The organism is Limimaricola sp. G21655-S1 (assembly GCF_027213785.1).
Taxonomy (GTDB): Bacteria; Pseudomonadota; Alphaproteobacteria; order Rhodobacterales; family Rhodobacteraceae; genus Limimaricola.
The window spans coordinates 15,885-30,316 of sequence record NZ_JAPWGO010000008.1; the positions used below are offsets into that span (position 1 = coordinate 15,885).

At 68.3% G+C, this 14,432-nt stretch carries 11 protein-coding genes; 6 read left to right on the forward strand and 5 right to left on the reverse strand.

Annotated features, from left to right (window positions below):
• Position 1: 1 nt before the first annotated feature.
• From fdxA to O4G76_RS09525, 3 genes are all read right to left on the reverse strand, one after another.
• Positions 2-343, reverse strand: a complete 342-nt coding sequence (gene fdxA / locus O4G76_RS09515; RefSeq protein WP_085897839.1) for a ferredoxin — start codon at positions 341-343, stop codon at positions 2-4.
• A 239-nt stretch (positions 344-582) separates the two neighbouring features.
• Positions 583-1,896: a cytochrome c3 family protein gene (locus O4G76_RS09520; RefSeq protein WP_269397112.1), complete on the reverse strand. Its 1,314-nt coding sequence runs from the start codon at positions 1,894-1,896 to the stop codon at positions 583-585.
• Positions 1,897-1,965: 69 nt separating this feature from the next.
• Positions 1,966-2,889 carry a hypothetical protein gene (locus O4G76_RS09525; RefSeq protein WP_269397113.1) on the reverse strand — a complete coding sequence of 308 codons (924 nt, stop codon included), beginning with the start codon at positions 2,887-2,889 and terminating at the stop codon, positions 1,966-1,968.
• Positions 2,890-3,210: 321 nt separating this feature from the next.
• On the opposite strand from O4G76_RS09525, the gene O4G76_RS09530 reads away from it, so the two are divergent.
• Genes O4G76_RS09530 through O4G76_RS09555 form a run of 6 tightly spaced genes read left to right on the forward strand, consistent with a single transcriptional unit; the run spans position 3,211 to position 10,262 of the window.
• Complete coding sequence (locus O4G76_RS09530) at positions 3,211-5,190, forward strand: heme lyase CcmF/NrfE family subunit (RefSeq protein WP_269397114.1); 1,980 nt, start codon at positions 3,211-3,213, stop codon at positions 5,188-5,190.
• Positions 5,190-5,738, forward strand: coding sequence for a DsbE family thiol:disulfide interchange protein (locus tag O4G76_RS09535; RefSeq protein WP_269397115.1), 549 nt, complete (start codon positions 5,190-5,192; stop codon positions 5,736-5,738). Before O4G76_RS09530 ends, O4G76_RS09535 begins: the two co-directional genes overlap by 1 nt.
• Positions 5,735-6,244 (forward strand): cytochrome c-type biogenesis protein, encoded by a 510-nt coding sequence (locus tag O4G76_RS09540; RefSeq protein WP_269397116.1) that lies wholly within the window; start codon positions 5,735-5,737, stop codon positions 6,242-6,244. The genes O4G76_RS09535 and O4G76_RS09540 overlap by 4 nt, the downstream gene beginning before the upstream one ends.
• Positions 6,241-7,476, forward strand: coding sequence for a c-type cytochrome biogenesis protein CcmI (gene ccmI / locus O4G76_RS09545; RefSeq protein WP_269397117.1), 1,236 nt, complete (start codon positions 6,241-6,243; stop codon positions 7,474-7,476). The genes O4G76_RS09540 and ccmI overlap by 4 nt, the downstream gene beginning before the upstream one ends.
• A complete protein-coding gene (locus tag O4G76_RS09550) occupies positions 7,439-8,794 on the forward strand; it encodes an NAD(P)-binding domain-containing protein (RefSeq protein WP_269397118.1) in 1,356 nt (451 codons plus the stop codon). The genes ccmI and O4G76_RS09550 overlap by 38 nt, the downstream gene beginning before the upstream one ends.
• Entirely contained in the window at positions 8,781-10,262 is a 1,482-nt protein-coding gene (locus O4G76_RS09555; protein WP_269397119.1) for an ankyrin repeat domain-containing protein, read from the forward strand. The genes O4G76_RS09550 and O4G76_RS09555 overlap by 14 nt, the downstream gene beginning before the upstream one ends.
• A 16-nt stretch (positions 10,263-10,278) precedes the next feature.
• Here the strand turns inward: O4G76_RS09555 and O4G76_RS09560 are convergent, their stop codons facing one another.
• Both O4G76_RS09560 and O4G76_RS09565 read right to left on the reverse strand, forming a co-directional pair.
• Positions 10,279-12,660: an autotransporter domain-containing protein gene (locus O4G76_RS09560; RefSeq protein WP_269397120.1), complete on the reverse strand. Its 2,382-nt coding sequence runs from the start codon at positions 12,658-12,660 to the stop codon at positions 10,279-10,281.
• Positions 12,661-12,857: 197 nt separating this feature from the next.
• Positions 12,858-14,147 (reverse strand): hypothetical protein, encoded by a 1,290-nt coding sequence (locus O4G76_RS09565; RefSeq protein ID WP_269397121.1) that lies wholly within the window; start codon positions 14,145-14,147, stop codon positions 12,858-12,860.
• Between the last annotated feature and the right edge of the window lie 285 nt (positions 14,148-14,432).

The window sequence follows — 14,432 nt, forward strand, 5'->3', positions numbered from 1 at the left end:
CTCAGGCTGTCTGGCGTTCGGATTTCGGATAGGCCGCGACGAGAGGGTGGTCCGCATCGGTCGAGACCGACTTGTCCCAGCCGCCGGGATCGCCGAGCCCGCTGACCTCCGCGCCGAAGAATTCGCGGTTGATGGCCTCGAAGGGGCGGGCGGCCTCCGGCAGTTCCCGGTCGTAATGGATCGCGTCGACCGGGCAGATCGACAGGCACAGCCCGCAATTGATGCATTCCTCGGGGTGGATGTAGAACATCCGCCCGCCTTCGTAGATGCAGTCCGCCGGGCAGGCCAGCGTGCAGGCGCCATCCTTGATGTCGATGCAGGGCTCCGCGATCACATAGGCCATGGGGGTGCTCCTCCGGGTCACGAGGCGACTATCGAGCCGCAGGGTGATCCAATAAAGAAGAGAATTCCGGCTAGGCCGATGCCGAAACGGCAACGCTTGGCGGGTTGCGCGGCGCTGCCGAAACGTCGGTACGTCTTGGCCAGAAGCGTCCCTTTCCGAGCAGACCCGCCAGGCGGCAACGGCTCTCGCGCCCCTCTGTCAGGCGCGGAGGAAGGCCCGCCGCCCCGCGGGCGCGCCGATCATCGCAGCCGGGCGTCCTCGAAGCCCTGCGTGTCGTGGCAGGCGCTGCAGTTCTTGCCGAACCGGCCGTCATGGACGTCGTCCTCGGCATGGCAGGACACGCAATCCCGGGAGATCGCCATGCTCGCGGCCGCGGCCTCGGTATGGCACGATCCGCAGCTCACGCCCCGATGCGCGCCGGTGAGGGCGAAGTCGGTTTCGGTGTCGTGGTCGAAGGTCCAGAACTCCCAGCCATTCGGATTGTGGCAGGTCTCGCACTGGTCGGAGAGGCTTCCCTCATGGATGTCGTCATTCTGGTGGCAGCTCGCGCAGGCCGGCTCGGCCGAGCGGAAGGCGGGATCGAGATGGCAGCCCTCGCAGGGGACGAGCGTGTGCAGCCCGAGCAGGGGGAAGCGGGTGATGTCGTGGTCGAAGGCGACGTCGACGGCCCATCCGGTCGGCGCGTGGCAGGTGTCGCAGGCCTCGCCGAGCTGACCCTCATGCGCGTCGTCGGCCTCGTGGCAGCCAAAGCAGTCGGTGGCGAGATCCTCGGCGAAGGCGTTGGTCGCGTGACAGGCTTCGCAAGCCGCATCCTCATGGGCACCGACCAGGCTGAACTCGGTGTCGCGGTCGTGATCGAACCTGACTTCGGTCCAGGCCTCGACCACGTGGCAGGTGTCGCATTCCTCGCCGAACCGCCCCGCATGCACGTCCTGTATCTGGTGGCAGCCGATGCAGTCCGTGGGCAGCCCCTCATAGACCTCGCCGACATGGCAGGACGTGCAGGTCACCTCCGCATGCGCGCCCGCCAGCGCGAAGCCGGTCTCGGCATGGTCGAAGGGCTTCAGCTCGGTCCAGCCCGTCTCGGCATGGCAGGCGGCGCAGTCGGTGCCGAGGCGCCCCTGATGCGGCTGGTCCTCCTCGTGGCAACCGACGCAGTCGTTCGGCGCCTCACGGAACTTGGCCTCGTCCGCATGGCAGGAGGCGCAGGGCAGGATCGCGTGCGCGCCTTCGAGCATGAAATCGGTATCGGTGTGATCGAAGGTTTCCGTGTCGAGCTGCACGATATCGGCGTCGCGCCCGTCATGATCGGTGTGGCAGTACCGGCATTCCTGCTCCAGCACCTCCTGCCTGCGGCCGTGAAAGCCGCGCCGCTCGGCGATGTCGCGCTCGACCAGCTCGTGGCAGTCGAGGCAGAGTTCGGATTCGCCTTCCTCCGAGAAGGAGACATGGCAGTTCGAGCAGTCGTCCTCCAGCTCGGCATGCCCCTCGATGAGATCGCCCGGCATGACCAGCCGTTCGAGCAGGGATTGTGCGAGGGAGGGGGTGGGCATCAGCAGCAGGAAGACCCCGGCCAGAACCTGGCGGACGGCGCGGAGCGTTATGCTGCTAACAAGGTACATTCAATACAGATGAACCCCCACGACATGCACGATAGCAGCAAAGACGAGGATCACGAACAGCGGAAGGTGAAATAGGTGCCAGAGCGCGAACAGCCGCTCATAGAGCGCGAAGGACTGGGCCCGCGCGACGGCATGGAGATAGCTGTCGAGATGCTGCTTCACCAAGGCGCTGCGGTCGCGCCTGGGGCCGTCCTTGCGTCCGAGCAGCTGGCCGTAGCGCCGCATCACGTCGCGCCGCAGCCGATAGCGCGAAACCGGTCCGGTGAGCGTGCGATGGAGGTTCGACCACAGATCCTGCGACGGGGTGAGGCGGCGCGTCTCGTAGTCCTTCAACGTCTCCAGGAGCCATGACGGGTCGGGCATGTCCGTGTCGAACTCGTGTTTCAGGTCCTCCATGTCGTTCAGGTATTCCCGCACCGAGGCCCGCCGCCCGTAGAGCCCCTTGTGGATGCGCGAATAGAACAGGCGTCCGATCAGGCCGCTGCCCGCCACCACCAGCATGGCAAAGAAGGCCATCGTGCTGTTGAGCGACCCGAGCGTGAAGTTGGAGTGCAGGATGATCAGCACCGGGCCGATGATGCCCAGCATCATGTGGATCCTGAACCAGTTGCGGACATTGCCGATGAAGCGCAGCCCGGCGAACCGCTTGCGCAGCGGGTAGAGCAGCAGGGTGAGCATCGCCAGCGCGCCGCCGATCCCGAGGTAATACCCAAGCCCCGTCTCGGCCGTGAGATCCCCTTCCAGCCGCCGGGTCCAGGCATAGCCGAGGACGAGGAAGGAGAGCGTCAGCATCACCGGCAGCTCGAACGCACCCGAGGTCCGCCGCTGGGCCTTCGGTTTCTTGCTCTTCGGCTGGGTCGCCTCTCCGCCAGACGGGCTGGCACCCGGATCCACTCCGGCAGTTCCGACGAGTGTTGCAGTCATCTACGGGCCTCGGGGCAGGGAACATGTGATATCGACCGAGGCCGCGTAATGGCTCCGCGCGGGTCGCGCCACTTCGGCCGTGTCGATGTTCCGATTCCGGCGGGTTTACGCGCGCGCGCGGCCGGGTCGCGGCGGAAACTGGCGCAAAATTGCGCAGCTTCAAGCCGGATTTCTGGACAAAACTTCGTTATGGGCGAAGAATGCCCTAACGCGCTCCGGTCGGGAGGAACCTTCGGAGCGCCGCCTTGCGTGGCCTCGACGACCGGCAAAGCACCGCGAAGCCGCCGTCAGGCGCCGCCGAAGGATCGGGGGTGATCGGCGATGGTGGCGGAGATCGGACTGTTCGCCTTGGTGCTGGCGCTGATGATCGCGCTCGCGCAGTCGGTCGTTCCCCTGATCGGCGCCAAGCGGGGCGAGACCCAGCTCATGTCGTTTGCGGATGCCGCCGCGGTGGTGCAGCTCGGCTTCGTGGTCGTCGCCTTCGCGGCGCTGGTCCGCGCCTTCATGGTCACCGACCTGTCGCTGCGCGTCGTCGTCATGCATTCGAACTCCGCGATGCCGATGCTGTTCAAGGTGACCGGCGTCTGGGGCAACCACGAGGGATCGCTGCTCCTGTGGGTGCTGATCCTGACGCTGTTCGGCGCGGCGCTGGGGCTCAGGGGCGACAACCTGCCCGCCACGCTCAAGGCGCGCGTCCTCGCGGTGCAGGGCATGATCTCGGCGGCGTTCCTCGCGCTGATGATCTTCACCTCCAACCCCTTCGCGCGGGTGTCCCCGGCGCCCGCCGACGGGCAGGAGCTGAACCCGCTGTTGCAGGATGTGGGCCTCGCGATCCACCCGCCGTTTCTCTATCTCGGCTATGTCGGCTTCTCGGTGACCTTCGCCTTCGCCATCGCCGCGCTGATCGAGGGCAGGGTCGATGCCAGCTGGGCGCGCTTCGTGCGGCCCTGGGTGCTCGCCGCGTGGTGCTTTCTGACCATCGGCATCACGCTTGGCAGCTTCTGGGCCTATTACGAGCTGGGCTGGGGCGGCTGGTGGTTCTGGGACCCGGTCGAGAACGCGAGCTTCATGCCGTGGATCGTGGGCACCGCGCTGCTGCATTCCGCGCTCGTGGTCGAGCGACGACAGACACTGATCGTCTGGACTGTGCTACTGGCGATCCTGACCTTCTCGCTGAGCCTGGTGGGGACGTTCCTGGTGCGCTCGGGGCTGCTGACCAGCGTGCACGCCTTCGCGACCGACCCGTCGCGGGGCATGGGGGTTCTGGCGATCCTGTTCGCCGCCACCGGCGGCGGGCTGGTCCTGTTCGCGATGCGGGCCGGGTCCTTTGACCGGCCGGCCGTGTTCGCCCCGGTCAGCCGCGAAGGCGGGCTGATCCTGAACAACATCTTTCTGGTGGTGGCGGCCGGCACGGTCTTCGTCGGCACCTTCTACCCGCTGGTCGTCGAACTGCTGGGGCCGGACAAGATCTCCGTCGGCCCGCCCTATTTCAACCAGACCTTCGTGCCGCTGATGATCCCGCTGCTCGTCGCCGTCGCGGTGAGTCCGATCCTGCGGTGGAAGCGCGACAGCCTGCGCCGGGCGCTGGGCCAGCTGCGGCCGCCCGCTGCGGTGGCGCTGGTCGTGGCGCTGGCGGTCTTCGTCGCGGGCGGCGGCGCGCACCCCTTCGCCGCCGCGGCATTCGGCCTCGCGGCATGGCTGGTGGCCGCGTCGCTCTGGGCGCTGGCGCTCTGGATCCGGCTGTTTCGCGAGCCGTGGCGCCGCAGCGCGACGCTGGCCCGCAAGGTGCCGCGCTCGGTCTACGGGATGGTGATGGCGCATGCGGGCCTTGGCCTTCTCGTGGCGGGCATCACCGGCGTCACCGCCTTTCAGGAGGAGCGGATCCTCTCCATGTCGCCAGGCGACCGGGTGGCGCTGGCCGGCTACGAGGTCAGCCTCGACCGGGTCGAGCAGCTCAATGGCGAGAACTTCATCGCCGAGCAGGGCCGGTTCACGATCGAGCGCGACGGCGAGCCCTTTGCCGTCATGTCCTCGGAACGACGCTTCTACACGGTGAGCCGCAACACCACCACCGAGGCCGGCATCCGGGCGGTGGTGCTCTCGAATCTCTACGTCGCGATCGGCGAGCCGAATGATGGCGGGCAGTGGGTGGTGCGGCTCTACCACCACCCGCTGGCGCTGCTGATCTGGCTCGGCCCGCTGAGCATGGCGGCGGGCGGCTTCGTGTCGCTGAGCGACCGCCGGATGCGCATCGGCGCGCCCCAGCGATCGCTGGGGCGCCCCCAAGGCGTGGAGGCGTGATGGCAGGTGGCATCCGCAAATCCGTGCTGATCCCGGTCGCCGTCTTCGTGCTGATCGGCGGGGCGCTGCTCGCTCTGGCGTCGTCGGGCGGCCGCGAGGTGGCCGGCGAGGGGTATCTCGACCGCCCGCTGCCGGAATTCGCGCAGCCGCCGCTCATCGGCGACGAGCGCGGGCTTGCGGCCTCGGACATCCGGGGCGAGGTGGCGCTGATCAACGTCTTCGCCTCGTGGTGCGCGGTCTGTCTCAGCGAACACCCGATGCTGATGCGTCTGGCCGAGGAGGAGGAGGTCGCGCTCTACGGCCTGAACTGGAGGGATCGGCCCGGTGCTGGGCGGAGGTTCCTCGACCGGCACGGCGACCCCTATGTCGCCACGGGCGAGGATGCCGCAGGCAGGCTCGGCGCGCAACTCGCCGTGACCGGCGTGCCCGAGACCTATCTCGTCGATGCCGAGGGCCGCATTCGCTATCGCCATGTCGGCGCCCTCACCGAGCGGGTCTGGCAGGAGGTTCTCAGACCCCTGATCCGCGAAATCGAGAAACCGTCATGACCGGCCCGCGGCAGCTCGCACGGGCGCTGGCCGTCGCCTGTCTCTGCGCCATTGCGCCGCTCGCCGCGCCTGCTGTGCAGCCCGACGAGATGCTCGCCGACCCGGCGCTGGAGCAGCGGGCGCGGGCGTTGAGCCTCGAGATGCGCTGCCCGGTCTGCCGCAACCAGTCGATCGATGATTCCAACGCCGAGCTCGCGCGCGACTTGCGGGTGCTGATCCGCGAGCGGCTGGTGGCGGGCGACAGCGACGCCGAGGTGATCGACTACCTCGTGGCCCGCTATGGCGCCTACATCCTGCTGCGGCCGCAGATCGGCGCGAATACGCTGCTGCTGTGGCTGGCACCGGCGCTGATGCTGGGCGCGGCCTTCGCCGGGTTCTCGATCCTCTGGCGACACAAGAGACCGTCGCCCGAGCCCGAGGCCCTGTCGGAGGAGGAGAGAGCGATACTCGCGCGGGCGCTCGGGCAGGGAGCGGGGCAGGGCGCGGCACAGGGGGACGGACCATGACGCTGTGGATCATCTTGACGGCCATGATCTCGGTGGCGGCCACGCTGGTGGTCGCCCCGTTCCTGCGACGCCGGATGGGCGGTCCGGGCAGCAGCGACCAGTCGATCGCTGTGGCGCGCAGCCAGATCGAGGCGATCGAGGCCGAGGTGGCGCAGGGGCTGCTCGCCCCGCAGGAGGCACAATCGGCGCGCACCGAGATCGAACGGCGGATCGTCGCGGCGTCCCGGGCACCGCGCTCCGCGCTGGGCGAGGCCTCCGACAAGGTGCGGCTGGTCGCGGTCGCGGTCGTCTCGGGATGGGTGGTGATCGGTTCGGCCGCGCTCTACCTCTCGATCGGTCGGCCCGACCTGCCGGCGGCGCCGCACCTGCCGAGGGCCAGCCTCGCCCAGCCGGTCGCGCCCGCGCCCGCCATGGCGTCGCCCGAGAGCCCGGTGCAGGCGGAGATGTCCCAGCCCGCCGGCAGCGTCGACGGCGCGATCGCCAGTCTCGTCGCGCGGCTGCGCGAGACGCCCGATGACGCCGAGGGCTGGCGGATGCTGGGCTGGTCCTACTTCAACACCGGGCGCCATGCCGAGGCCGCGAAGGCCTATGCGCAGGCGGTGGCGCTCGTCGAGGACGACCCCGATCTCTGGTCACATTATGGCGAGACGCTGGTGAGGGCGGCCGACGGGCTGGTCACGACCCCCGCGCACGAGGCCTTCGACGCGGCGCTGGCCCTGAACCCCGACGACGCGCGCGCGCGGTTTTTCAAGGGGATGGCGCTGGAACAGGATGGCGACCCGCGCGCGGCGATCAACCTGTGGATCGAGATGCTGTCCGATGCGCGGCCCGACGCCGACTGGGTGCCGGGTGTCTTGCAGCGCGTGCGCGAACTGGCTAGCCAGCACGGCATCGATATCGCCGGGCGGCTGCCCGATGGCGAGTCGCTGCTGCCGCCCCCGCCGGTCGCCCCGGGTCCGACGCGGGCGGATGTCGAGCAAGCGGCGGGAATGACGCCCGCCGAGCGGCAGGCGATGATCGCCGGCATGGTGGACGGGCTCGAGGCCCGTCTCGAAGACGCGCCGGACGATCCCGAGGGCTGGATGCGGCTGATGCAGTCGCGGATGGTGCTGAACGATCCCGAGGCGGCCCGCGCGGCCTACGAGCGTGCGTTACGACAGTTCTCCCGGTTCCCCGATACCCTTGCCCGGATCGATGCCAAGGCCGACGAGCTGGGCCTCCGGGCGGATTGAACAGAGGAACGGACCCCTGATTGATACGACATTCCTGATCTATGCCGTGCCGTTGGCGCTGGTGTGGGTGGTGTTCGTGGTCCTGCGCCGGCGGGGCGAACGCAGGGCGCTGACGCAAAAGCAGGAGGCGCAGGCCGCCGGGCTGACCCAGCCCGCCTCGCTGCACCCGGACGTCGACGCGAACATGTGCATCGGCTGCGGGGCCTGCGTGCGCGCCTGTCCCGAAGGCCAGATCCTCGGGCTGGTGAACGGCAAGGCCGAGCTGGTCGAGCCCGCCAACTGCATCGGTCACGGCGCCTGCGCGGCGGCCTGCCCGATGGACGCGATCAGCCTCGTCTTCGGCACCGCCGAGCGCGGCGTCGACATCCCCGAGGTGGGGCCGGATTTCCAGACCAACGTGCCCGGCATCTACATCGCGGGCGAGCTCGGCGGCATGGGGCTGATCCGCAACGCGATCGAACAGGGCCGCCAAGCGATCGGCGAGATCGCGAAGCAGAAGCCGCAGGCGCCCGAAGGCGGGGTCGACGTGGTCATCGTCGGCGCCGGCCCGGCGGGCTTCGCCTCCGGCCTCGGCGCCAAGCAGCACGGGCTCAAGCACGTGATCCTCGAACAGGAGAGCTTCGGCGGCACGGTTTCGCATTTCCCGCGCGGCAAGCTGGTGATGACCGCGCCGGTGACGCTGCCGATCTACGGCAAGGCGAATTTCCGCGAGACCACCAAGGAAAAGCTCATGGAGTTCTGGACCAAGGTGCTCGAGGATACCGGGCTCGAGATCAACTACGAGGAACGGGTCACCGACATCGCGCCCGAGGGCGACGGCTTCGTGGTCACCAGCACCAAGGGCACCTACCGCACCCGGGCCGTGCTTTTGACCATCGGGCGGCGCGGCACGCCGCGCAAGCTGGGCGTCGAGGGCGAGGAGCAGAGCAAGGTGGTCTACCGCCTGATCGATCCCGAGCAGTACAAGGGCCAGTCGGTGCTGGTGGTGGGCGGCGGCGACAGCGCGATCGAGGCGGCGACCAGCATCGCGGACCTGCCCGATACCAACGTCACCCTGTCCTATCGCAGCGCCGCCTTCTCGCGGGTGAAGCCCAAGAACCGCAAGCGGCTCGAAGAGGCCGAGGCCGAGAAGCGCCTCGACGTGATCCTCAGCTCGAACGTCAAGGCGATCGGCGAGACGCATGTGGAGATCGAGCAATCGGGCGAGACGACGAGCCGTCCCAACGACGCCGTCATCGTCTGCGCGGGCGGCATCCTTCCGACCCCGTTCCTGAAATCCATCGGCATCACCATCGAGACCAAACATGGCACTGCATAGATCGCCGCTCGTGCTGGCACTGGCCTTGCTGGCCTTTCCGGTTCACGCCGAGGAGGGGGCGGACCCGACCACGGCCCTGCGGCTCGAGGAGGCGCAGTGGGCGGTGCGGCAGCGCAATTACTCCGAGGCCGCCGAGATGCTCACGGCGCTCGCCGCCGCCGGCAATGCCGAGGCGAACTATATGCTGGCCACGCTCTACCGGAGTGGCCGTGGTGTGCCGCAGGACGAGGCGATGGCCTTCGACCTGACCCGGACGGCGGCCGAGGCGGGGCATGTCGAGGCGCAGTTCAGCCTCGGAACCCTCTACCTCTCGGGGCGCGGCACGGGCGAAGATGCCGCCGAGGCGCGCCGCTGGATCGCCGCCGCGAGCGAGGCGGGGCATCGCCGGGCCAGGGCGGCGCTGTCGGAGCTGGATGCGCGCGACGCCGAGCCGGCCTCGAACGCGGCGGTGTCGCCGCCGGAGGGGGAGACGCCGGCGATCACGCTCGCGCCATCGCGGATCGCGACCGAGCTGGGCTGGACCCTGTTGATGGAGGCGGCGCGCCGTGGCGAGGTAAAGACCGCGCGAAAACTGCTCGAACAGGGTGCGGCACCGGACGAGACCGACAAGCAGGGGCGCACGGCGCTGATGCACGCGGCCGAGGCCGGGCATCTCGACACGGCCCGATCGCTGGTCGAGGCGGGAGCCGATCCCGACCTGCAGGATGCCGAGGGCAGGACGGCGCTGGCGCTCGCGACCGGCGCGGGGCATTTCGAGATCGTCGAATATCTCGTCATGAAGGGCGCGCGCAGCGATCTTGCCGACAGGTCGGGCAACCGCCCCCTGCAACTGGCGATCGCGGACGGGCGGACCCGTATCGCCATGCTGCTGGCGGGCGAGGACCTGTCCGTCCAGAACCCCGAGCACCAGTCACGCCTGCTCATGGCCGCGGCGCGCAGCAGCGGGCCCGAGCTCTTGCACCTGCTGTCCGATCACGGCCTGCCGTTCGATCTTCTGGACGAAGACGGCCGGGGCGCGCTGTGGCACGCGGCCGCCTCCGGCAACGCGCCCGCGACGGCCTTCCTGATCGAAAACGGGCTCGGGCTCGATCGGGCGGACCATGCCGGTGAGGCGCCGCTGCATGCCGCGCTCCGCTTCGACCAGACGGAGACGGCGAAGCTGCTTCTGGCCGGGGGCGCCGATGCCAACCTCGCCACCTCCACCGGCAACACGCCTTTGCTGATCGCGGCGCAACAGGGCAATCTGGACGCGGTCCGCCGCCTTCTGAAGGCCGGGGTGGACATCGATCTGCGCAACGAAAAACGCAACTCGGCGCTGATGCTCGCGGCGCAGGCCAACCGCGTCGAGGTGGTCCGCCTGCTGCTCGAGGCCGGCGCCGACAAGTGGCTCCGCAACCAGGACCGCCACCGTGCGTACGATCTGGCCCTCGCGGCGGGTCACGCGGAGGTCGCCGAGCTGCTGGAATAGGCGCTCGTTCGAGGCCTCAGAAATCCTGCCTTATGCCGATGAAGGCGTAGCTCTCGGTGCTGTTGTCGCGCGTCGTCGACGTCTCGGCTCTCGACAGCCGGCCGCCGATCTCGAGCTCGAGCATGGTGTTGTCCCTGATCTCGTAATCGACGTTCAGCGAGGGGATCGCGAAGATCTCGGTGCCGCCGGTGTTCTTCAGGTCCCGGTGGCCGAGCCGCAGGCGGGGCCGCAGTCGCCATTGTTCCGTCGGCTCGAAGCGATAGGAGGCATCGGCGAGCACGAGCGTCGAAGACGAGGTGTCGGCATAGCGCGCCGATGCGCTCACGACATCGGTTTCCGAGAACACGCCGGAGCCGAAGACGCCGATGGAGGCGTAGTAATCCTTGCCCGGGGCCGGGATCTCGGCCACGCCGCCCGAGGCGGGGTTGCCCTCGGTGTCGAAGATCGTGGCATCCATGTTGAGCAGCCATGTCTCGTTCAGGGGCCGGAAATAGGTCAGGGTGGCCGAGCGCGACGCGGTGGTGCGGTCCAGCGCCAGCTGTCTCAGCTCGCTCAGCGTGAAGCTGTCCCGCAGGTCGTCCAGCGTCATGCCGAGTTGACCCTGCTCGGCATTGCTCAGCGCGAGCGTGGGGGACTGGACGAAATCGAGGCTGAGCGTGATCGTCGAGCGGTCCTCGAAGATATGCGTGCCCGAAACCCGGGCGTAGTTCAGCCGGTCGAAATAGATGTCGTAATCCACGGCGGCGTCGGCGCTGAACCACTCGCCCTCGTATTCCAGCTCGAACCCGACCGTGCGGCGATCGACCAGCGATCCGACGCGTTGTTCGGCCGCATAGATCGTCAGGTCGGTGTCGGGATAGATCTCCGCGAAATCGACGCTGAGGCCATAGAACAACCGGTCGAAGGCAAAGAGGGAATCCCGCACGCTGTCCACGGGCGAGCCGATCTGGAAATGGCTGCTGATATCCTCCTGATGCTGCCAGCTGAGGGTCGCGCCGTCGAACCGGTCGAACACCCCGCCGGATCGGACAAGGTGCCGCCCGAAACGCAGCGACAGATCGGTCCCCTTCGGATCATAGTCGAGATAGAGCCGGGAGAAGCGGAAGTTCTCTTCCTCGTCATCGAAGTCGATTTCGAAGGCGCCCGCGACGCGCCAGGACAGAAGGTAGTCCTCGGTCTCGTAGGAGCCGATGGTGCTCAGGCTGGTCACCAGTGAGTTCTGCAGCACGAAATCGTCCACGGATCGGCGAGAGGTGTCGAACTCCGTGAAGCGGGTCGTGCCCTGCCGGAAGAAATAGGTGGAATCGACGCTGCCGGAGTATTCGAGCTTCGGAAATGTCTCTTCCTCTTCCTCTCGTTCGTCCTCCTCCGCCTCCGGCGCATCCGCGCGCCTCCGGTCCGTGACCTCGGGGGGCTCCGGCTGCTCCAGATCGGGAGTAACGGGTACGTCCTCTTCCGCTTCCTCCTCTTCCGCCTCCGCCGGTTCGGGACGGGCACTGTCCGCTTCGGCGACCTCGCGAAGCGGTTCGGGCGGGGCGCCCCTCGCCGTGGTCAAGGCGTCGAGGCGCTGACGGACGCGGACAGCGCCTTCGCTGTCGGGATATCGCTCCAGATAGAGCAGGTACTCGGCCTCGGCCTGCGCGAACTGCTCGTTGCGCTCCCGCACGACGCCGAGCAGTTCCCGGGCCTCGGCGCTCCGGCTGTTCTCGGGCGCATTCAGGATCCTAGTCAGCAAGCGGATCGCGAGATCATAGTCCTCGGCGGTGATCGCGGCGCGCGCATCGGCGAAATCGGTCTCGGTGTCGTCCTCGTCGAGGGCAGGTTCATCGCCCGCGGTCTCCGCCGGATCGGCATCGGTTTCCGGCTCCGACAGGGCCGTGCCATCCGGCTCCGGCCCGTCCGGCTCGGGACCCTCTCCCGTGAGGCTGGCAAGGCATTCCCCCTCGTCACCGGCATCGGCGACCGCGACGGACAGGCGCAACCCGTCCGAGGACATCGTGGCGTTCGTGATCACCGCGCGGGCGAAGGAAATGCCGAGCACGAGGTCCGCTCCCGATTGCTCGAGGCCGATGCTGGTCACGCCGAGATCGCTCGATGACGGGGCGGGAATGGACTCGGGCGCGTCCAGTTCGAGGCCCTCGCCATCCTCCGTTTCCTCGCGCAGGACGAGATCGATCTGGCTGCTGGCCTCCGCCCCGCTCTGCACGAGGAGATCCAGCGGCTCGGCGAATTCCACGGCGAGGATCGGGCAGCCCAGATCCGGATCGAAATCCGCGCTCGCCCCGACCAGCACGGACTGCGCCCGGGCGGTTTCCGGACAGGCCAGCGCGGCAAGCAGCGAGAGCGCCGCGATCGGGCCGTAACCTGGTTTGCAGTCCAACCCGTTGCGGTCGCCCATCCCGATCCCTCCCATTCGCAGTCTCTCTCAGCTTCGGGGTTAAGGGAAAGCTGTCAATGAACCGAAAGCCGGAGGCTGGGCCATTTTCCGCGTGGCCGCCCAGGGTCGAGCCGTCTGGGAGAGCCGCTTGTGGAAGGGTCGACAGGCGGGGGGAAATCCTGTCCGTGACGGACGGAGCGGATCGCAGGTCCGCCGCATCAATCATCCCATTCGCGGGTGTCGTGGCAATCGTCGCAGGCATTCGAGGACTGCGGATGGTCGCTGGGTTTGCCCTCGGCGAAGCTGCCATTATGGCAGGTGACGCAGGCGCCGGCGACCGAGTCGTGGTTGACCCGCACCTCCGACCATTCGGTGGTCTGGTGACAATCCTCGCAGAGATTGCTGCTCGGGATGTGGTTGCCGGGCTTGCCGGTGGCGGTGCTGCCGTTGTGGCAGCTGGCGCAGGCGCCGCTGACCGAGGCGTGGTCGAAGCGGACATCGGTCCAGTCGGTGACGACGTGGCAGTCGTCGCAGGTATTGGAGCTCGGGATGTGGTTGCCGGGCTTGCCGGTGGCGGTGCTGCCGTTGTGGCAGCTGGCGCAGGCGCCGCTGACCGAGGCGTGGTCGAAGCGGACATCGGTCCAGTCGGTGACGACGTGGCAGTCGTCGCAGGTATTGGAGCTCGGGATGTGGTTGCCGGGCTTGCCGGTGGCGGTGCTGCCGTTATGGCAGCTGGCGCAGGCGCCGCTGACCGAGGCGTGGTCGAAGCGGACATCGGTCCAGTCGGTGACGACGTGGCAGTCGTCGCAGGTATTGGAGCTCGGGATGTGGTTGCCGGGCTTGCCGGTGGCGGTGCTGCCGTTGTGGCAGCTGGCGCAGGCGCCGCTGACCGAGGCGTGGTCGAAGCGGACATCGGTCCAGTCGGTGACGACGTGGCAGTCGTCGCAGGTATCCGTGGTCGGAAGATGGGTCTCGGACTTTCCGGTTGCCGTCACGCCGTCGTGGCAGCTGACGCAGGTGCCGCTCACGGCGGCGTGGTCGACGCGGACATCGGTCCAGTCGCTGGTGACGTGACACGCGTCGCAGCTGTCGGTGCTCGCGATATGGTCCGCCGGCTTGCCGGACGCCGTCCCGCCGTCGTGGCATTCGATGCAGGCGCCTTCCACGAAGGCGTGGTCGAAGGCGAAGGGCTTCCAGTTCTGGGCGGTGTGGCATTGGCCGCAACTGTCCGAGGAGGGAGGGTGGGTTTCCGGCTTGCCCGCCGCGATGCCATTGTCGTGGCAGCCGACGCAGGTTTCCGGTGTCCCAGTCAGGACGCCGTCCAGATGACAGCTTTCGCAGGTCACCTCCCCATGGACACCCTCCAGCGGAAACCCGGTCGCGCCGTGATCGAAATCGGAGAAATTGTCGGCGATGCCCCCCGATTCCTGCGCGCGCAGGGCGGGCCCCAGAACGACGAGACACAGCAGGATCAGGACGCGGAGGCCCCATGCCAAGGCGGTCGTCACCCGGGAGCCGTGGGGCTTTCCCTGGACGCCCACTGAGCTTGCGCCATCTGGGTAACACATAAGGCAACCCCAGTACCGCTTGGAGGACCAGATTGCCTTCGGACGCGCTAGCTTCGAGACATGCGGCACAGCCTGCAGCCGGTAAACCAGTGGGCAACGCGGTCGTCGAATTGCTCAACGATAGCGCCAGCCCGGTTTTCGAGCAAGCTCGGCGTCCCCCGGTTTCGGTGTTGGGCGGCATTCTGCCATGGCGATCGGGCGGGGCGATGCCACCGGCCAGAGGCG

Coding starts and splice junctions, on each gene's coding strand:
- O4G76_RS09525 (WP_269397113.1), bottom strand. CDS start 2,889: ATGACTGCAACACTCGTCGGAACTGCCGGAGTGGATCCGGGTGCCAGC.
- O4G76_RS09535 (WP_269397115.1), top strand. CDS start 5,190: ATGGCAGGTGGCATCCGCAAATCCGTGCTGATCCCGGTCGCCGTCTTC.
- O4G76_RS09520 (WP_269397112.1), bottom strand. CDS start 1,896: ATGCCCACCCCCTCCCTCGCACAATCCCTGCTCGAACGGCTGGTCATG.
- O4G76_RS09540 (WP_269397116.1), top strand. CDS start 5,735: ATGACCGGCCCGCGGCAGCTCGCACGGGCGCTGGCCGTCGCCTGTCTC.
- O4G76_RS09550 (WP_269397118.1), top strand. CDS start 7,439: ATGCCAAGGCCGACGAGCTGGGCCTCCGGGCGGATTGAACAGAGGAAC.
- ccmI (WP_269397117.1), top strand. CDS start 6,241: ATGACGCTGTGGATCATCTTGACGGCCATGATCTCGGTGGCGGCCACG.
- O4G76_RS09560 (WP_269397120.1), bottom strand. CDS start 12,660: ATGGGCGACCGCAACGGGTTGGACTGCAAACCAGGTTACGGCCCGATC.
- fdxA (WP_085897839.1), bottom strand. CDS start 343: ATGGCCTATGTGATCGCGGAGCCCTGCATCGACATCAAGGATGGCGCC.
- O4G76_RS09530 (WP_269397114.1), top strand. CDS start 3,211: ATGGTGGCGGAGATCGGACTGTTCGCCTTGGTGCTGGCGCTGATGATC.
- O4G76_RS09555 (WP_269397119.1), top strand. CDS start 8,781: ATGGCACTGCATAGATCGCCGCTCGTGCTGGCACTGGCCTTGCTGGCC.